Genomic DNA, 18,761 nt, shown 5'->3' on the forward strand with positions numbered 1-18,761 from the left:
TTTGCTCCCCTCACTACCCCTAGTCACCGGATTCGTCCCCTTACATGACCGGATCTGAATCATGTGGGGCTGATCCTGTTCGCACACGCGGGCGCACACCCACGCACACGAACGGCGCCCGGCCGGATCTCTCCGGGCCGGGCGCCGTTTCGGGGCGGGGCGTGCGTCAGTCGTTGGCGACCACGGGGTAGCGCGGGGTGCCCTCTTCCATCTGCTTCAGGGCGTTCTTGCGCTCGCGCTTCGACAGCCGGTCGATGTAGAGGTACCCGTACAGGTGGTCCGTCTCGTGCTGGAGGCAGCGCGCGAAGTAGCCGGTGCCGCGCACGGTGATCGGGTTGCCCTTCTCGTCCTGCCCGGTGACCACGGCGTAGTCGGGGCGGGCCAGTTCGGCGTACGCCGTCGGGACGGACAGGCAGCCCTCGTTGGAGTCGTCGAGGCGGCGCCGGTCGGCGGGCAGCTCGCGCAGCACCGGGTTGCAGACGACGCCGGTGTGGCGCACGCCCTCGTCGTCCGGGCAGTCGTACACGAAGACCTTGCGGTCCACGCCGATCTGGTTGGCGGCGAGGCCGACGCCCTCGGCGGTGCGCTGGCTGGCGAACATGTCGTCGACCAGCCGGGCCAGCTCGTCGTCGAACTCGGTGACGTCCTTGCACTCCTTGTGCAGAACCGGATTCCCGACGACGGTGATCGGCCGCGAGGTGCCCCGCTCCCGGTAGGCCGCCTCGCGCGCCTCGCAGTCCTCGGTGTCGACGACGAATCCCTCGTCGTCGACGGGAAGCACGCCGCCGTGCTGCTGATCGTCGGTGTCCTGCTGAGCCATGACGGACGTGAGCCTTCCTGGGAATACGGGGGTTACCTCTACAGGGTACGGGGGGAAGCGCCCCGCCAGGGGCGCGGGGAACTGCGCGAGAAGCCCCACCGGCCGTCAGCGACCGCGAGCCTCAGCACACCTCTTCAAGATCCCGCCAGTCGCGCGAATCCGGCGAATCGGCGACCCACCCGTCGAGCAGCCCCCGCACCAGAGAAGCCGGCGCGGCCACCCCGCACTCCCGCTCCGGCACCCACAGCTGCCCGTCGGTGCGATGCCCCAGCGGCCCGGGATGCCCCGGCTCACTGTGGTCGTGCGGGTCGAGGTGCTCCTCGTCGCCCTCGTCGGACGGCATCCGGGACTCCGAGCACATCCGGCACAGCAGCCGCACCGACGAGGACCAGTCCTCGGCGGCGAAACCGGCGTCGGCGGCCAGCCGCTCCAGGGCGTCCCGGTCGGACTCGGTGGCGGCCTCCAGGAGCACGACCCAGGTCGGCACGGGCGAGGGCGCCCACAGCTCGATCTCGTCGAAGACCGGGAAGGAGTGCCCGGCGGTGGTGGTCCGCTCGCCGTGCGGCACCCCGTCGTGCAGGACGACCTCGCCCCAGCGCCGCCCGGAGGAGGGCAGCGGGATGGACAGCACCTCGATGCGCGCGGGGTCGAGCCTGCGCCCCCACACGACCTCGGCCTCGCCCTCCGGCGAGAGCCGCACGGCGGCGCTGCCCAGCTCCATGCCCGTGGGCTCGCCGGCCGCGGTGGCCCCGCCGGGCACCCGCAGCCCGTACGCCTGCCAGGCCCGCCGCGCCAGCGGCCAGTCCTGGAGGGCGGTGGCGGCGATCCCGACGTTCCACCAGTCCGGTGCGCCGGTCTCGCGGTCCAGCAGGGCGACGGCACGCAGTCCGGCGGTCCGCGCCTGCTCCCAGTCGTGCCGGAACTTGTGCAGCAGCGCGAGGTTGAACCAGGACTCCGAGAGCCACGGCTCCAGGTCGGCGGCGCGGGTGAGCAGTGCCCCCGCGTCCTCGTACCGCCCGTCGCCGATCAGCGTGAACGCACGATCTGTGGCCTGCCGCCACGAGGCGGAGGGCCGGTGCCGTCCCTTGCCGAAGATCCTCACGATTCCCGCCTGCCGATACTTGAGGCCCGTGCCCCCGGACCCCCTCTTTGGTCGCTCTTTTGCATCCAACCACGGACGGTCGGAGACCCGCTCATTACCCATGGGTTACCCCGCCGACCCTAGGCTCAGACCAGGGTGCGACACCACTCTGGCCAGTGCCTCGACGACCTCCGTCTGGTACTCCCTGCCGGTGGCCAGACGCAGTTCTTCCAGGGCGGCGAGGGGCCCCTGGGGGCCCGTTCCCCTGGCCATCTCGTCGTATGCGTTCGCTGTCCGCACAATCCGTGCGGCGAGCGGCTGTTCCCGGTACGGATCGGCCAGCCGCTCGACGACGACGGCCACCTTGGCGTCCACCCCGGTCTGCCGGACGACGGCGCCGCCGAGGAGGGCGATCCGGCGCTGCTGGGTGACGGGCAGGGTCGCGGTCGCCCCGTCGCGCACCGGGTCGACGAGCGAGAGCTGCCCGATGTCGTGCATCAGCGCCGCGTACTCCAGAACGGTCAGGTCCGGCCCGGAGAGCCCCAGCTCGCGCCCCGTGGCACGGCTCAGCGCCGCGACCCGGTGGGCGTGCCCGTGCGGGGTGTATCCGGCGATCTCGGTGGCGCGGGCCAGCGAGGCGATGGTCTGGCGGTACGTGGCGCGGACCGCGGAGTAGCGCCGGAAGGCCAGCTGGGTCAGGAGCAGCGGCAGGCTGATGACGGGCAGCGCCCACAGTCCGGCGACCGCCACGGCCAGCGCGAGGACGGCCCCGGTCGCGCCGACGGCGGTGCCGATACCGAGCATGGCCCGCATCTCGTCGCGCAGCAGCGGCCCGAACGGCCAGCGGGTGCGGGCGTGCGCCATGGCGGCGGCGAGCACGGCGTCGCACAGCCCGGTCAGCGCCAGCAGCCCGACGACGAACAGCGCGAAGAACGCGCCGTCGCCGAACCATTCCTCGACCTTGCCCCGGTTGTACAGCGGCTGGAAGCAGGCGGCGGCGAACCAGACGGTCAGCACGCGCCGCGCCATGTGGTCGAGCGAGGGCCCGTGGCCCCGGGCCACGTGCGGGACGCAGCCGACGAGCGCGCCGGCCACGGCGACGGCGACGACCTGGAGCACCCCGTGGTGCGTGCCGTGTCCGGCGACCGAGCCCAGCAGCGCGTACGCCAGCGCGCCCGCGGCGCCGAGCGGCGCGGACTCGCGGTCCCCGCCCCCGCCCCAGCGCGCCAGCTCCCCCACGGCGACCAGGACCCCGAACCCGAGCGCGACGCCGCGCTCGTCGGCTCCGCGCGCGACGGTGGCCACCATCGCGACGAGGCTGACGAGCGCGGCGACGACATAGACCCCTACGACGAACCCGGGCGCCACCCCGGCCTTGGGCCGTCTGCCGCCAAGGGCGGCAGGGTGGGCAAGGCGGCCCCCGGCGCCGAGGGCGCCCCCTTCGGGCTCCGGCCGCAGCCCCGGCACGGCACCCTCGGCGCCGGCAGCCCGCCCGTCGGGCCGGCTCCCGCTCACCGCGCCGAAGCCCCGCGCAGCGGCACCGCCTCGGCCCGGGCCCCGGGAACCCCGCCCGCCTCGTCCGCCGTCACCGTCGGATGCCATCCCTCCCGGTCGAGGGCCCGCACCAGCGCCCCCACCATCACCGGATCGAACTGCGTCCCCGCGCACCGCTCCAGCTCGGCGACGGCCACCGGCACCGGCCGCGCCCGCGAGTACGTCCGCGTGGACGTCATCGCGTCGAAGGCGTCGGCCACCGCCACGACCCGGGCGAACTCGGGAATCTGCGTCCCCACGAGCCCGTACGGATAGCCGCTCCCGTCCAGCCGTTCGTGATGGTGCAGGATCGCGGCCCGCGCCTCCCCCAGGAAGCCGATGCCGCGCACCATCTCGTGCCCGTACTCCGGATGGAGTTCGATGACCTTGCGTTCCTCGGGGGTCAGCGGTCCGTCCTTGCGCAGCAGCCGCGTCGGCACGCCGAGCTTCCCGACGTCGTGCAGGATCCCGGCGAACCGCAGCACCTCGGCCCGCTCGCCGGGCATCCCCAGCTCACGGGCGATCATCATGGACGCCTGCCCGACCCGCTCGCTGTGCCCGCGCGTGTAGCCGTCCTTGATGTCGACGGCCTGCACGAGGGCGCGGATGGTGGCCTGGTGGGCGGAGCGCTCGCGCTGGTACTGGGCGAACACCCAGCAGGAGATGCACATCGGCAGCACGACGAGCAGCGCGGCCACCGGCCCGTACGAACTCGTCCAGAGCACCGCCATCATCAGTGCGGCGAGTCCGTGCACGGCCACCGGCGCGAGGGAGCGCAGGAAGAGGCCGCGCCAGGCGCTGCGCGGCGGAACGCGCTCGGCGACGGCGAGGATCCCCCCGTCGAGGACGGCGAGCACGGCGCAGAAGACGAGCACGGCGGCGCCGCCGGGTACCAGCGCGTACGGGAACCGGGGACCGGAGACCGCGCCGGGCCCGCCGAGCATCTCGAAGACCTGTGCGGACGCCCGTACGGCGACCGCGAGTTGAGCCGCCCGCCACACGCGGCGCAGCCACTTCGGGCGCTGCTCGACCGGCCCGAGCAGGGCGCCGGGGACGGCGACGAGCGCCGCGGCCGACGGCGGCAGCAGAAACGCTCCTGCGAGCAGTACGGGGTAGAACGTGCCCATGCCCCGGGGGCCGCGCCCGGCCAGACCGCAGCCCACGTACACGCACGCGAGCAGCGCGACGGCGGGCCAGGAGGTACCGGGGGTGAAGGCGGGCGCCGCGCAGAAGGCGCCCGCGCCCGCCGTCAGGAGCACATACGCACCGGCCATCGGCGTAACCGACCGCATGCCCAACTCCCTCCCCGTGACGTTCCGTTCACGGAGACCAGAGATTAGGCCGCGGGACGCGCCGCCCGGGCGCCATCACGTCGAATACCGGGACAGAGGGCCCTGGATTAGCACGATCGAGTGAAACTGACGGCGAACTGTCTCCCAACTGCCACACGAGGTGGGGCAGTTGGCTACGACGATGGGAGGAGGGCCGCCGGGCTCAGGCGAGCGGGGTGCCCTCGTCGGGCGCGCCCTGGCCGGAGCGGATCACTTCGATCCGCCCCATGACCTTGGCCCGCAGGTCGCTGGGCACGTCGTCCGAGCCGCAGCACCGCTTGACCAGCTTCTTCACGGCCTGCTCCAGGCCGTACTTCTCCAGGCACGGGGAGCACTCCTCGAAGTGCACCTCGAACTTGGTGCAGTCGGAGTCCGGCATCTCGTGGTCGAGGAACTCGTAGAGATGGTCGAGGACTTCCGCGCAGTCCGTCTCGTGCGGCTCTCCGCAGCTCATGAGCCCGAGCCTTTCGCTTCGTTCGACTCTCCGGCGCCGGCCGGGACGAGCCCACGGTCGCGGGCGTAGTCCTCCAGCATGCCGCGCAGCTGGCGGCGTCCCCGGTGGAGCCGGGACATCACAGTCCCGATGGGTGTCCCCATGATGTCCGCGATCTCCTTGTACGCAAAGCCCTCTACGTCGGCGAGATAGACCGCGATGCGGAATTCCTCCGGGATCGCCTGCAGCGCCGACTTCACGTCCGAGTCGGGCAGGTGGTCGAGCGCCTGCGACTCGGCCGAGCGCAGACCGGTCGACATGTGCGACTCGGCACGCGCCAGCTGCCAGTCCTCGATCTCCTCGGCGGCACTGCGCTGGGGCTCGCGCTGCTTCTTGCGGTACGAGTTGATGAAGGTGTTCGTGAGGATCCGGTACAGCCACGCCTTGAGGTTGGTGCCCTCGCGGAACTGGTGGAACGACGCGTACGCCTTGGCGTACGTCTCCTGCACCAGGTCCTCCGCATCGGCGGGGTTGCGCGTCATGCGCAGCGCGGCCGAGTACATCTGGTCGAGGAACTCCAGCGCGTCCCGCTCGAAGCGCGCACTGCGCTCGGTGGCGGTCTCCGCCGGCTCGGGCCGCTCGTCGGGCTGGCCGTGTTCGGTCCCTGCGTCGGTCCCTGTGACCGGACCCACCTCCTCAAGCGACGTCGTGGAACCCGGGAAGGCTCCACCCGAATCGGAGGATAGACGACGATCCGGTCCGCCCGCCGCCCGAATAGGAGCGGTCTTGGCAGCCGACAGCACGCTCCACTCCAGGTCAGGAGCGGTGCTGCGACTGGGGCAGATGGTCGAACCCATGCGGCGGACTTCCTCTCGTACGAATGGTGTGCACCGGTAGTGGCGACAACAGTCGTCCCTCGCTCCACATTCCCGGTGTTCACCCGGGGTTCAGACGAGTGACCGGGCCCACGCGGCGACGGCGTCGGTGATCGTCTCCAGGGCCTCGTCCTGCCCGACGGGGGCGCGCTTGGGGACGGCGAAGCCGTGATCGCCGTAGGGCACTTCCACGAGGTCGTAGAGCGGGGAGTCCGGGAACTCGGCGGGCTTGCCGAAGGGGTCGTTGCCGCCCTGCACGACGAGGGTCGGCACCCCGGCGCCGAGCAGTTCCCCGGCCCGGGACTTCTCCGGCCTGCCCGGCGGGTGCAGCGGGAAGCTCAGGGCGAGGACGGCTGCGGCGCCGAGGTCCGCGGCGGTGCGGCAGGCCACGCGGGCGCCCGCGCTGCGGCCCGCGGCGATCACCGGGTGTCCGGGGGCGGTCAGCGCGGGCCACAGGTCGTGCCAGGCGGCGTCGAGGGTCTTGGGCGCCGGGGCCAGCTTCTTCCCGGCCACGCGCCAGGGCTGCTCCACCAGGGCGACGGTCACTCCGTGGGCGGGCAGGGTCGTGGCGAGGGCCTGGAGGTCGCGGGCCTCGATGCCGCCCCCCGCGCCGTGGCTCGCCGCCAGGATCAGGGTCGGGTGCGGGGCGCGGTGCCAGGTGATCCGCGCGTCGCCGCTCCGCGTGCTCACGGGCTGGGTCTCGGGTACTGGGGTCACGCGATCATGGTGCCGGGTGGGGGCCGGATCGACGCCGTTCTTCGGGTGCGGGTTTCGTCGTGGCTGGTCGCGCAGTTCCCCGCGCCCCTGAGGCATGCGCTGCGCGCAGCCTCCCCCTGGGGCGAGCGCCCGATGAGATGGCGCACGAAGTGCGCATCTCAGGGGCGCGGGGAACTGCGCGAGAAGCGGCCGCCGGGGCGCGCTCGGGGACGTCAGAAGAGGGTGCCCTCCTCCGGGGCCTCCAGTTCCTTCAGGAGTTCGGGGCCGTTGTTGCGGACATTGCTCACGGCGGTGGACACGGGATAGGCCCGCATCAGCCCCTCCGGCGGCGCCGCGAGCAGCCCCCGTACGTCCTCCGCCTCGGTGCGCGAAGGATCGAGCCACGCGTCCCACCGGTCCGGCGTCAGCATCAACGGCATCCGCGGATGAATGTCGGACAGAGACCGCGGCCCCTCCTGGGGCGCGACCCCGAGCGGAGCCGTCTCGGCCTCGAGCGTGATCACGGAGCACGTCACCCACCAGGCCAGCGGATGCTCGTCCGGCAGCGTCCGGTCCCGCCAGAACTCGTACAGCCCGGCCATGGCGAACACGGACCCGTCGGCCGGCGTCACGAAGTACGGCTGCTTGCGCGGCCGCTTCTTCTTGCCCTCGACCTCGAGGTCCCGCTCCGCGGGCGCGGTCACCCACTCGTAATAGCCGTCGGCGGGGACGATGCAGCGCCGGGCCGCGAAGGCCCGCCGGTACGACGGCTTCTCGTGGACGGTCTCGGCCCGCGCGTTGATCATGCGGGCGCCGCCCTCGGGGGTCTTCGCCCAGGACGGCACGAGTCCCCACTTCAGCTTGCGCAACTGGCGAACCGGACGCGGGTCGTCGGCGTCTTTCACGGGGCGGTCGAGGACCGCGTAGACCTCCTTGGTGGGGGCCACGTTGAAGTCCGGCTCGAAGGCCTCCTCCGGCTCCCACTTCTCGATCTCAAAGATTCCTGCGAGATCCTCGGGCCTACGACTCGATGCATACCGTCCGCACATACGTGCCACAGTGCCAGAAGCAAGCCCCCCACCGAACGGGAGCCGGAAAGAACCATGGACGCCAGCCTCTGGGACCGGATCTTCGGAACCCAGTCCGACCCCGACCTGTGGGTGGTGATCGCCACCGGCGTCGTCGCCCTCGCCGCGATCGTCCCGCACACCGTCTGGCGGCTCTCCCGCAACGCCATCACCATCGCCCACGAGGGCGGCCACGGTCTGATCGCGCTGCTGATGGGCCGCCGCCTCGACGGCATCCGGCTGCACTCGGACACCAGCGGCCTGACCGTCAGCCGCGGCAAGCCGCACGGCCTCGGCATGATCCTGACCGCGGCCGCCGGATACACGGCCCCGCCGCTGCTCGGCCTGGGCGGCGCCGCGCTGCTCGGCGCCGGGCACATCACGCTGCTGCTCTGGCTCGCCACAGCCCTGCTGATCGCGATGCTGGTGATGATCAGGAACGCGTACGGGGTGCTCACGGTCGTGGTCTCGGGCGGCGCCTTCCTGCTGGTGTCCTGGCTGGCGGGGCCGCAGGTGCAGGCCGCGTTCGCGTACGCGGTGGTGTGGTTCCTGCTGCTCGGCGGCGTCCGTCCGGCCTTCGAGCTGCAGTCGAAGCGGCGCAGGGGCGGCGCGGGCGACTCGGACGCGGACCAGCTCTCCCGCCTCACGCACGTCCCCGCGGGAATGTGGCTGTTCTTCTTCCACGCCGTCTCACTGTGCTCACTGCTGGGCGGCGGCCGCTGGCTGCTCGGGCGGTGAACAGGTGACTCCGGATGCGCCCACTAAAGTAAAGGCATGACCACGAACCCCGCGCACACCGCACTCTGGCCCGCCCCTCTCGCGAGCGGCGCCGTCGACGCGACCGTCCAGGTGCCGGGGTCCAAATCCGTCACCAACCGGGCGCTCGTCCTCGCCGCCCTCGCCGCCGAGCCGGGCTGGCTGCGCCGCCCGCTGCGCTCGCGCGACACCTTGCTGATGGCGGGCGCCCTGCGCGCCATGGGCGTCGGCATCGAAGAGGGCGTCGGCCCCGACGGCTCCGGTGAGGCCTGGCGCGTCATCCCGTCCGGTCTCCAGGGCCCGGCCACGATCGACGTGGGCAACGCGGGCACGGTCATGCGCTTCCTGCCGCCGGTCGCGGCGCTCGCCGACGGGCCGATCCGGTTCGACGGCGATCCCCGTTCGTACGAGCGTCCGCTGCACGGCGTGATCGACGCGCTCCGCGCGCTCGGCGCCCGGATCGACGACAAGAACCGGGGCGCGCTCCCCCTGACCGTGCACGGCGGCGGCGCGCTCGACGGCGGCCCGGTGGACATCGACGCCTCGTCCTCGTCCCAGTTCGTGTCGGCCCTGCTGCTGTCGGCGCCGCGCTTCAACCAGGGGGTCGAGGTCCGTCACACCGGTTCCACGCTGCCCTCGATGCCGCACATCCGGATGACGGTCGACATGCTGCGCGCGGTCGGCGCCCAGGTGGACACCCCGGAGTCGGGCGGCGAGGCGAACGTGTGGCGGGTCACGCCGGGCGCCCTGCTCGGCCGGGACATCACCATCGAGCCGGACCTCTCCAACGCCCAGCCGTTCCTGGCCGCCGCGCTGATCACCGGCGGCACGGTGACCGTCCCCGACTGGCCGGCCCACACCACCCAGCCCGGCGACGCGCTGCGCGACATCTTCACGCAGATGGGCGGCGCCTGTGAGCTGACCGAGCGGGGCCTTCGGTTCACCGGCTCCGGCACCGTGCACGGCATCGACGTGGACCTGAGCGAGGTCGGCGAGCTGACCCCCGGCATCGCGGCCGTCGCGGCCCTCGCCGACGGCCCGTCCACCCTGCGCGGCGTCGCCCACCTGCGGCTGCACGAGACGGACCGGCTGGCGGCGCTCACCAAGGAGATCAACGAGCTGGGCGGTGACGTCACCGAGACCGCCGACGGCCTGCACATCCGCCCGCGCCGGCTGCACGGCGGGATCTTCCACACGTACGACGACCACCGCATGGCGACCGCGGGCGCGATCATCGGCCTGGCCGTGGAGGGCGTTCAGATCGAGAACGTGGCGACGACCGCGAAGACGCTGCCGGACTTCCCGGACATGTGGACCGCGATGCTCGGGACCGACCGGTCGTAGGGAACATCGCGATGCGCCGCTACGGCAAGAACACCGACGAGGACGACATCCGCCAGCGCCCCAACCGCAAGGGGAACCGGCCGCGGACGAACATCCGGCCCAAGCACGAGGACGCGGCGGAGGGCATGGTCCTCACCGTGGACCGGGGGCGGCTCACCGTCCTCATCGACGACGTCCCGGTCACCGCGATGAAGGCCCGTGAGCTGGGCCGCAAGGCTGCGGTCGTGGGCGACCGGGTCTCCGTCGTCGGCGACCTGTCCGGCAAGAAGGACACCCTGGCCCGCATCGTGCGCATCGAGCCGCGCACCTCGGTGCTGCGCCGCACGGCGGACGACGACGACCCGTACGAGCGCGTCGTCGTCGCCAACGCCGACCAGCTCGCGGTCGTCACCGCGCTCGCCGACCCCGAGCCGCGCCCGCGCATGATCGACCGCTGTCTGGTCGCTGCGTACGACGGCGGCCTCTCCCCGCTCCTGGTCCTCACCAAGTCGGACCTGGCGGACGCGGCCAAGATCCTCGACCTGTACGGCGACCTGGACATCCCCTACGTCGTCACGAGCCGCGAGGAGCTGGAGAACGGGACGGCCGTCGCACGGGTGCGCGAACAGCTGGACGGCAAGATCACGGCGTTCGTCGGCCATTCGGGCGTCGGCAAGACGACGCTGGTGAACGCCCTGGTGCCGGACGACCGCCGCCGTTCGACGGGACACGTCAACGCCGTCACCGGCCGCGGCCGGCACACCACCACCTCGGCGCTCGCGCTGCCCCTGTCGGGCGACGCCGGCTGGGTGATCGACACTCCGGGCGTACGGTCGTTCGGCCTGCACCACGTGGATCCGTCCCGGGTCATCCACGCCTTCCCGGACCTGGAGCCCGGCACGGAGAACTGTCCGCGCGCGTGCAGCCACGACGAGCCGGACTGCGCCCTGGACGCCTGGGTGGCGGAGGGGCACGCGGATCCGGCGCGGCTGTACTCGCTGCGCCGGCTGCTGGCGACGCGCGAGCGCCGCGAGGGCGACTGACCTCGGCCTTGTTTGCTGCCCCCGCGGCCAGGTAAAGGCATAATCGCACCAAGCCGGACGATCAGTGGGAACGCGGGAGGCACATCACATGGCGTGGCTGCTGGTCATCGTCGCCGGGATCCTGGAGACCGGATTCGCGGTCTGTCTGAAGCTCTCGCACGGCTTCACCCGTCTGTGGCCGACGATCGCGTTCGCCTGCTTCGCCCTGGGCAGCTTCGGCCTGCTCACCCTCTCCCTGAAGAAGCTGGACGTGGGCCCCGCGTACGCGGTCTGGACGGGCATCGGGGCCGCCGGCACCGCGATCTACGGCATGATCTTCCTGGGCGACGTGGTGTCGACCCTGAAGATCGTCTCGATCAGCCTGGTCATCGCGGGCGTCATCGGCCTCCAGCTCTCAGGCTCCAGCCACTGACCCGCCGCCGGACGACGGGCGGGCCTCTGAGCACGCCCACCCCTCAGACAACCTCCCGCACCCGCGGAAAGTGACACGCCACCCCCGACTCCCCCACCCCGGGCGGAGTCACCCCCTCGCACAGCCCCCGCTCCGCCTCCCCCGACCCGGCGTACACCGGACACCGCCCCCGGAACGCACACCCCTCCCACGGCCCGGCGGAAGAGGGCGGATCCCCCGCCAGAAGGATCCGCTCCCGCTGCCGCACCCGCTCCCGCCCGGGATCCGGCACCGGCACCGCCGACAGCAGTGCCTGCGTGTACGGATGCGCGGGCCGCTCGAAGACGTCCTCGACGGGCCCGGACTCCACGGTCCGCCCCTGGTACACCACGCTCACCCGGTCCGCGATGTGCCGTACGACGGACAGGTCGTGGGAGACGAAGAGATAGGCGAGCCCCAGCTCCCCCTTCAGCCGGCGCAGCAGATTGAGCACGCCCGCCTGCACGGACACGTCCAGCGCGGAGACCGGCTCGTCCAGCACGAGCAGCTCCGGCTCCACGGACAGCGCCCGGGCGATCCCGATCCGCTGCCGCTGCCCACCGGAGAACTCGTGCGGATACCGCTCGGCGTGCGCCGGATCGAGCCCCACCAGCTCCAGGAGCCGTGGCCCGCGCCGGGCGGCCTCGGCCCGTCGCATCCCCTGCGCGCGCAGCGGTTCCGTGACGATGTCGCCGACCGGCATGCGCGGGTCGAGGGAGGCCATGGGGTCCTGGAAGACGATCTGCACGCGCCGCCGCAGGGCGCGCAGCTCCTCCTTGCCGAGCGCGCCGACCGGCTGCCCGAAGAGTTCGACGGAGCCGGCCTCGGGCCGCCGCAGTTCCATCAGCTCGAACAGGGTCGTCGACTTGCCCGAACCCGACTCCCCGACCACGGCCAGGGTCTGGCCGCGCGCGATGTCGAGGTCCACGCCGTCGACGGCGTGGACGGTGCCCACGCGCCGCTTGAAGGCGGTCCCCTTGAACACGGGGAACGTCCTGGTCAGCCCGCGCACCTTCAGCACGGGCTCCCCGGCCCCCGGCACCCGGACCGCGGTGGCCGGCACGTCCGGCACGTCCGGCACCGGGAACACGTCCCGCGGCGCGGCCCCGGCCAGTTCCGCCGACCGCACGCAGGCCGCCGCGTGCCGCTCCCCCACGGCCAGGAGCCCGGGACGGTCCTCCCGGCAGCGCTCCTCCGCGAGCGGGCACCGCGGGGCGAACGCGCACCCCGCCGCCTCCGCTCCGGCTCCGGGCGCGACGCCGGGCACCGGCACCAGCGTGTCCGCGGCCCCGTCGATCCGCGGCACCGCGCCCAGCAGCCCCAGCGTGTACGGCATCGCGGGCGCCCGGAACACGTCGTCCACGGGCCCGGTCTCCACCACCCGGCCCGCGTACATCACGGCCACCCGGTCGGCGGTCCCGGCGATCACTCCGAGGTCGTGGCTGACCAGGACGAGGGCGGCCCCCGTCTCGCGCTGCGCCGTGCGCAGCACGTCCAGGATCTGCGCCTGGATGGTGACGTCCAGGGCGGTGGTGGGTTCGTCGGCGACGATGACGTCGGGGTCGTTCGCCATGGCCATCGCGATCATCGCGCGCTGCCGCATGCCGCCCGAGAACTCATGTGGGTAGGCGTCGGCCCGTTCCCGGGCGCGCGGGATGCCGACCAGTTCCAGGAGGGTGACGGCCCGCTCGCGCGCCGCATCGCGGGAGACGTCCCGGTGGGCCCGGACCGCCTCGGCTATCTGGTCGCCGATCCGGTACACGGGCGTGAACGCGGAGAGCGGGTCCTGGAAGACCATGCCGATCCGGGCGCCGCGCACCCGGGACAGCTCCCGGTCGGACGCCCCGACCAGCTCCTGCCCGTCGAGCCGCACCGATCCCCGTACGGTCGCGTTCCCCGGCAGCAGGCCGAGCAGGGCCAGCGCCGTGGCCGACTTCCCCGAGCCCGATTCGCCCACGAGGCCGAGGACCTCGCCGCGTTCGAGACTCAGGTCGACACCGCGCACCGCGGCCCTGCCGTCGAACTCGACGTGCAGACCGGTCACTTCAAGCAGCACGGCGCGCACCCTTTCCCGAGGCGGACGGATCGAGCGCGTCGCGCAGCCCGTCGCCGACCAGATTCACCGCGAGGACGAAGACGATCAGCAGGCCCGCCGGGAAGAAGAACATCCAGGGGTAGGTGATGGCTGCGCCGGTCGTCGACGCGATCAGTGTGCCGAGCGAGACGTCCGGCGGCTGGACGCCGAACCCGAAGTAGGACAGGGCCGTCTCGCTCATGACCGCGCCGCCGACCGCGATGGTCGCGTCGATGATGAGGAACGAGGCGATGTTCGGCAGCACATGGCGGACGATCACGGTGAAGGGGCCCACGCCCATGTACCGGGCGGCGCGCACGAATTCGCGCTCCTTGAGGGAGACGGTCATGGACCGTACGACCCGCGCCGTGATCATCCAGCCGAAGACCGCGAGCAGTCCCACGAACGCGAACCAGCCGGCGCCGCGCAGCCGCGGCGAGACGACCGCGATGACGAGGAAGGACGGGAAGACCAGCAGCAGGTCGACGACGAACATCAGCGCCCGGTCGGACCAGCCGCCGAAGTAGCCCGCGCACGCCCCGACCAGCGCTGCGAGCCCGGTCGCGAACAGGGCCACGAGGACGCCGATGACGAGGGACTTCTGGAGTCCGCGCACGGTCTGCGCGAAGACGTCCTGGCCGATGCGGTTGGTGCCCCACCAGTGGTCGGCCGAGGGTCCCTCGCGCAGCGCCGTGTAGTCGACGGTGCTGTACGTCCATGAGGTCAGGTGCGGGCCGAGGACGGCGAGGGCGACGAGCAGGAGCAGCACGCAGGCACCGGCGAGGGCACCGCGGTTGCGCAGGAAGCGGCGCGCGACGACGGCGGCCCGGCCGCGGGGGCGGGCGAGCGGCGCGCTCTCAACAGGAAGGGCTGTCATGGCAGTCGATCACTCAGGCGCGGCGCACGCGCGGGTCGAGGGCGGCGTGCAGCACGTCGGCGAGGAAGCCGGACAGCAGCACGACGACGGCGGCGAAGACGTTGACGGCGACGACGGAGTTGACGTCGTTCTTGCCGATGGAGGAGACGAACCACTCGCCCATGCCGTGCCAGCCGAAGATCGTCTCGGTGAAGGTGGCGCCGGTGAACAGGGCGAGGAATCCGTAGCTGAAGAAGGTGGACATGGGGATGAGAGCGGTGCGCAGGCCGTGCCGCAGCAGCACGGTGCGACGGGTGAGGCCCTTCGCGCGCGCGGTGCGCAGATAGTCGGCGCCGAGCACGTCGAGCATCGCGGAGCGCTGGTAGCGGCTGTAGGAGGCGATGGCGCCGAGCGCGATGGAGACCGTCGGCAGCAGCAGGTGCACCGAGCGGTCCTTCAGCACCGCCCAGAAGCCGGAGTCGACGCCCGGGCTCTTCTCGCCGGTGAACTGAATGACGTCCGTACCCGTCTGCTGGTTGAACCAGATCGCGCCGATCTTGAGCAGCACGGCCAGCAGGAACACAGGGGTCGACAGCAGCGCGAAGGAGGTGAGCGTGAGCACCCGGTCGGAGGGCCGGTACTGGCGCACCGCCGTCCAGGCCCCGGCCAGCACGCCGAGCACGGTGCCCGCGACCGTGCCGAGCAGCAGCAGGCGTAGGCTCACCCCGATCCGCCGCCCGAACTCGGCGCTCACCGACGAGCCGTCGATGGTCCGTCCGAGATCGCCGCGGACGGCGTGTCCGGCCCAGGTCAGGAAGCGGTCGAGGAGCGGCTTGTGGTCGTTGACGCCGATCGCGGTCAGGTGGTGCTCGACGGAGGCGGTGGACAGCGGGGGCTGGCGGCCCTCGTAGTACGCGCGCGGGTCCAGGGCCACCGAGGCGAGCAGGTAGGACAGACCGATGGCGACGGCGAGCAGCACGGCGTAGTAGCCGATCCGCTTGCCCAGATAGCCCCACACCTGTTCTGCCTCCGTTTGTGCAGGTCATCGGCTTACCGCTCCAGCATGATCGCGATTTGTTGCTGCGCCATGAAGAGCACATGTCATCTCCGGGGAGCCCTTCCACGGGCGCCGTCGGCGGGCTTACGGTCGCGCCGACCGTGGCCGCACCCCTGGCCGCGCCCGACCCGGAGGAACCCCCATGCGCAGATCCACCGTCACCGCCCTCGCCGCCGCCGTGTCGGCCAGCCTGGTGCTGGCGGGCTGTGGGTCCTCCGACGACGGCAAGCCGGTGAGGAAGCAGGCCGCCCCGGCGGCCGACGGGCAGGACATCAACGCCCACCCGGTGAGCGATCTGAAGCAGGGCGGGACGCTGAGGACGTACATCACGCAGTGGCCCGTCCAGTACAACGTCAACACCCCCGACGGCGCCCAGGGCGACACCCAGGAGATCGTCGGCGCGGTCCTGCCCGACCTCTTCGACTCCGACGCGAAGGGCGCCGTCCACGCCAACCCGAACTACCTGACCTCGGCGAAGGTCGTCTCGACCGCCCCGCAGATCGTCGAGTACGAGCTGAACCCGAAGGCGAAGTGGACCGACGGGACGCCGCTGAGCTGGAAGGACTTCGCCTCCCAGTGGAAGGCGCAGAGCGGCGCGGACAAGGCGTACGAGGTGGCCGACACCTCCGGCTACGACCAGATATCCAAGGTCGAGCAGGGCGACGACGCCCACGGTGTCCGGATCACCTTCGACCAGCCGTACGCGGACTGGCAGCGGCTGTTCGATCCGCTGTACCCGGCGGCGTACACGAGCACGCCGAAGAAGTTCAACTCGGCCTGGCAGGAGAAGATCCCGGTCTCCGGCAACGCCTTCAGGATCAAGTCGTACGACAAGACGGCGCAGACCGTCACGATCGAGCCCGACCCCGCCTGGTGGGGCCCGAAGCCGAAGCTGGACTCGGTCGTCTACCGCGTCATCGACTTCACGGCGACGACCGAGGCGTACCTGAACAAGGAGATCGACTTCGCCACCGCGCTGCTGCCGGAGGACTACAAGCGCCTGGTGAAGGCGTCGGGCACGGACATCCGGCGCGGCGCCCGCTGGGACGAGGTGCACATCGCCCTGAACGGCGCGCACGGCCCGCTGAAGGACGTCCGGGTGCGCCAGGCGCTCGGCAACGCGATCGACCGCAAGGGCATCAACGCCGCCTTCAGCAAGGACCTCTCCTTCGAGCTGAAGCCGCTCGACAACCACTTCTTCATGCCCAACCAGGAGGGGTACCGGAACAACTCCGGCGAGTACGGGAAGTACGACCCGGAGAAGGCGGGCGAGCTCCTCGACGCGGCCGGGTGGAAGTCGGCCGGCGAAGGGAAGCCGCGGACCAAGGGCAGCAAGCAGCTCACCCTGGAGTACACGCTGAGCGCGGGCAGCACCTCGGCCCAGTTCGACCAGGCGGAGCTGGTGCAGCAGCAGCTGGCGGCGGTCGGCGTCAAGGTCACCCTGAAGAAGGTCCCGGCGAACGACTTCTTCCCGAAGTTCGTGAACACCGGCAACTTCGACCTCACGAGCTTCCGCAACGTGGACGCCGTGTTCAAGTCGACCATCGTGCCCACGTTCCTTCAGCCGCAGGGCAAGAACCTGCTGCAGAACTACGGTTCCGTCGGCTCCCCGAAGGTCGACGACCTGCTGAAGAAGGCGCAGCGGACCACCGACACCGCCGAGGCGGACAAGCTCTACAACGAGGCCGACCAGGAGCTGTGGAGGCTCGGCCACTCCATCGAGCTGTACCAGCGCCCGCAGATCCTCGCCGTCCGCTCGGGCCTGGCCAACTACGGCGCCACCGGCCTCGCGAGCAGCGACTACACGAAGATCGGCTGGCTCAAGTAGCCCGCGCCCGGAGCGCCTCGCGCACCAGCCGCCCCACCCCGCCCTCCTCCACCGGCGCCAGCACGCACGACATCGCCAGGCGGACGGCCAGCTCGCAGTCGCGGGCCAGGGCCTCGGACTCGGTCTTGGGTGCGCCCGGCGCCCCGAGCGCGGCCAGCGCCCGGTCGCGGACGGCGGTGACGAAGTCGGCGGGGGCGGGCAGCGGCCCGTCCGCGCGGCGCTGCGCGGGCACGGCGGAGGAGGACGGGACCGCGGTCAGCGTCGGTGACGGCAGCGACTCGCTCCAGCACCCGGTGAGCGCGGCCCGCACCAGCGGACTGCGCCGCGCCGCGGTCACCGTCCACTCGGCGACCACGTCGAGCCCGCCCTCCTTCAGCGCCCGGTCGACGCCCGCGAGATAGGCGTCGGCCTCCCGCCGCACCAGGGCCCGGGCGAGCCCTTCCTTGCTGCCGAACTCGTTGTACAGCGTCTGCCGGGACACCCCGGCGACCGCCGCCACGTCCACCATCCGCACACCGCCCCAGGCACGCCGCCCGAGCGCCGTACAGGCCGCGTCCAACAGGGATTCGCGCGCTGCGGGCATCGTCGCCTCCCGGGACCGCCGTGTGTTCGTACGGCTCGTTTCGCCAGAGTTGACGGGCTTGTCCGCACTGTCAATAGCCCGCACACAGCCCAGGGCACCGGTTCCGGACACGGGCCCTGTGGCCCGGAACCGATCACGGTCGCTACTGTGCAGTCATGCCCGATTACCACGATGATCTGCGCCTCGCCCACGTCCTCGCCGACACCGCCGACGCCGCGACCATGGCCCGCTTCAAGGCCCTCGACCTGAAGGTCGAGACGAAGCCCGACATGACGCCGGTGAGCGAGGCCGACAAGGCCGCCGAGGAGCTGATCCGTGGCAACCTCCAGCGGGCCAGGCCGCGCGACGCGATCCTCGGCGAGGAGTACGGCGTGGAGGGCACGGGCCCGCGCCGCTGGGTGATCGACCCCATCGACGGTACGAAGAACTACGTACGCGGGGTGCCGGTCTGGGCCACCCTGATCTCCCTCATGGAGGCGGGCGAGGGCGGCTTCCAGCCGGTGGTCGGCGTCGTGTCGGCCCCCGCGCTCGGCCGCCGCTGGTGGGCGGCGAAGGGCGCGGGCGCGTACACCGGCCGCAGCCTGACCTCCGCGAGCCGGCTGCACGTCTCCCAGGTGAGCCGCATGTCGGACGCCTCCTTCGCGTACTCCTCGCTGAGCGGCTGGGAGGAGCAGGGCCGGCTGGACGGGTTCCTCGGCCTGACCCGGAAGGTCTGGCGCACGCGCGGCTACGGCGACTTCTGGCCGTACATGATGGTCGCCGAGGGCTCGGTCGACATCTGCGCGGAGCCCGAGCTCTCCCTGTGGGACATGGCGGCGAACGCGATCGTGGTGACCGAGGCCGGAGGCTCCTTCACCGGCCTCGACGGCACTCCGGGCCCGCACAGCGGCAACGCGGCGGCGTCGAACGGGCTGCTGCACGACGAGATGCTGCGCCACCTCGACGCCCGCTGACCCGATCCCCCTGCGCGGCGGG

18 protein-coding genes are annotated in these 18,761 nt (G+C 72.1%); 6 read left to right on the forward strand and 12 right to left on the reverse strand.

Going from position 1 to position 18,761, the window contains the following annotated elements:
• Positions 1-166: 166 nt before the first annotated feature.
• The 8 genes from def to ABT127_RS20255 form a co-directional block, all read right to left on the reverse strand.
• Positions 167-820, reverse strand: coding sequence for a peptide deformylase (def, locus tag ABT127_RS20220; RefSeq protein ID WP_351451638.1), 654 nt, complete (start codon positions 818-820; stop codon positions 167-169).
• Between the two features lie 121 nt (positions 821-941).
• Positions 942-1,922 carry a tetratricopeptide repeat protein gene (locus ABT127_RS20225; RefSeq protein ID WP_351451640.1) on the reverse strand — a complete coding sequence of 327 codons (981 nt, stop codon included), beginning with the start codon at positions 1,920-1,922 and terminating at the stop codon, positions 942-944.
• Between the two features lie 105 nt (positions 1,923-2,027).
• Positions 2,028-3,209, reverse strand: a complete 1,182-nt coding sequence (locus tag ABT127_RS20230; RefSeq protein ID WP_351451775.1) for an HD-GYP domain-containing protein — start codon at positions 3,207-3,209, stop codon at positions 2,028-2,030.
• Between the two features lie 203 nt (positions 3,210-3,412).
• Positions 3,413-4,726 (reverse strand): HD-GYP domain-containing protein, encoded by a 1,314-nt coding sequence (locus ABT127_RS20235; RefSeq protein ID WP_351451642.1) that lies wholly within the window; start codon positions 4,724-4,726, stop codon positions 3,413-3,415.
• A gap of 202 nt (positions 4,727-4,928) precedes the next feature.
• On the reverse strand, positions 4,929-5,219 hold the full coding sequence (rsrA, locus tag ABT127_RS20240) for a mycothiol system anti-sigma-R factor (RefSeq protein WP_351451645.1): 291 nt from the start codon (positions 5,217-5,219) through the stop codon (positions 4,929-4,931).
• Entirely contained in the window at positions 5,216-5,890 is a 675-nt protein-coding gene (sigR, locus tag ABT127_RS20245) for an RNA polymerase sigma factor SigR (RefSeq protein WP_351451648.1), read from the reverse strand. Before sigR ends, rsrA begins: the two co-directional genes overlap by 4 nt.
• Positions 5,891-6,145: 255 nt before the next feature.
• Positions 6,146-6,790, reverse strand: a complete 645-nt coding sequence (locus ABT127_RS20250; protein WP_351451651.1) for an alpha/beta hydrolase family protein — start codon at positions 6,788-6,790, stop codon at positions 6,146-6,148.
• Positions 6,791-7,002: 212 nt separating this feature from the next.
• The gene (locus tag ABT127_RS20255) at positions 7,003-7,818 is read right to left on the reverse strand and encodes an SOS response-associated peptidase (protein WP_351451655.1); all 816 of its coding nucleotides are present in this window, start codon (positions 7,816-7,818) and stop codon (positions 7,003-7,005) included.
• A gap of 54 nt (positions 7,819-7,872) precedes the next feature.
• On the opposite strand from ABT127_RS20255, the gene ABT127_RS20260 reads away from it, so the two are divergent.
• The 4 genes from ABT127_RS20260 to ABT127_RS20275 all read left to right on the forward strand — a co-directional run bounded on the left by ABT127_RS20260 (position 7,873) and on the right by ABT127_RS20275 (position 11,370).
• Positions 7,873-8,574: a M50 family metallopeptidase gene (locus tag ABT127_RS20260; RefSeq protein ID WP_351451658.1), complete on the forward strand. Its 702-nt coding sequence runs from the start codon at positions 7,873-7,875 to the stop codon at positions 8,572-8,574.
• A 36-nt stretch (positions 8,575-8,610) separates the two neighbouring features.
• A complete protein-coding gene (aroA, locus tag ABT127_RS20265) occupies positions 8,611-9,936 on the forward strand; it encodes a 3-phosphoshikimate 1-carboxyvinyltransferase (protein WP_351451661.1) in 1,326 nt (441 codons plus the stop codon).
• A gap of 11 nt (positions 9,937-9,947) precedes the next feature.
• Positions 9,948-10,958 carry a ribosome small subunit-dependent GTPase A gene (gene rsgA, locus ABT127_RS20270; RefSeq protein ID WP_111666376.1) on the forward strand — a complete coding sequence of 337 codons (1,011 nt, stop codon included), beginning with the start codon at positions 9,948-9,950 and terminating at the stop codon, positions 10,956-10,958.
• An 88-nt stretch (positions 10,959-11,046) separates the two neighbouring features.
• Entirely contained in the window at positions 11,047-11,370 is a 324-nt protein-coding gene (locus ABT127_RS20275) for a DMT family transporter (protein ID WP_351451665.1), read from the forward strand.
• A gap of 43 nt (positions 11,371-11,413) precedes the next feature.
• On the opposite strand, the gene ABT127_RS20280 is transcribed toward ABT127_RS20275, so the two are convergent.
• Genes ABT127_RS20280 through ABT127_RS20290 form a run of 3 tightly spaced genes read right to left on the reverse strand, consistent with a single transcriptional unit; the run spans position 11,414 to position 15,336 of the window.
• Entirely contained in the window at positions 11,414-13,453 is a 2,040-nt protein-coding gene (locus ABT127_RS20280; protein WP_502971743.1) for a dipeptide ABC transporter ATP-binding protein, read from the reverse strand.
• Entirely contained in the window at positions 13,434-14,339 is a 906-nt protein-coding gene (locus ABT127_RS20285; protein ID WP_351451668.1) for an ABC transporter permease, read from the reverse strand. Before ABT127_RS20285 ends, ABT127_RS20280 begins: the two co-directional genes overlap by 20 nt.
• A 13-nt stretch (positions 14,340-14,352) precedes the next feature.
• The gene (locus ABT127_RS20290) at positions 14,353-15,336 is read right to left on the reverse strand and encodes an ABC transporter permease (protein WP_351451671.1); all 984 of its coding nucleotides are present in this window, start codon (positions 15,334-15,336) and stop codon (positions 14,353-14,355) included.
• A gap of 181 nt (positions 15,337-15,517) precedes the next feature.
• Here ABT127_RS20290 and ABT127_RS20295 point away from each other — a divergent pair, with 181 nt between their 5' ends.
• Positions 15,518-17,203, forward strand: a complete 1,686-nt coding sequence (locus tag ABT127_RS20295; protein ID WP_351451674.1) for an ABC transporter family substrate-binding protein — start codon at positions 15,518-15,520, stop codon at positions 17,201-17,203.
• On the opposite strand, the gene ABT127_RS20300 is transcribed toward ABT127_RS20295, so the two are convergent.
• On the reverse strand, positions 17,196-17,786 hold the full coding sequence (locus tag ABT127_RS20300) for a TetR/AcrR family transcriptional regulator (RefSeq protein ID WP_351451677.1): 591 nt from the start codon (positions 17,784-17,786) through the stop codon (positions 17,196-17,198). The genes ABT127_RS20295 and ABT127_RS20300 overlap by 8 nt on opposite strands.
• A gap of 155 nt (positions 17,787-17,941) precedes the next feature.
• On the opposite strand from ABT127_RS20300, the gene hisN reads away from it, so the two are divergent.
• A complete protein-coding gene (hisN, locus tag ABT127_RS20305) occupies positions 17,942-18,739 on the forward strand; it encodes a histidinol-phosphatase (RefSeq protein ID WP_351451680.1) in 798 nt (265 codons plus the stop codon).
• Positions 18,740-18,761: the final 22 nt, after the last annotated feature.

This window comes from Streptomyces sp. NPDC001904 (assembly GCF_040297005.1).
In the GTDB taxonomy this organism is placed as follows: Bacteria; Actinomycetota; Actinomycetes; order Streptomycetales; family Streptomycetaceae; genus Streptomyces.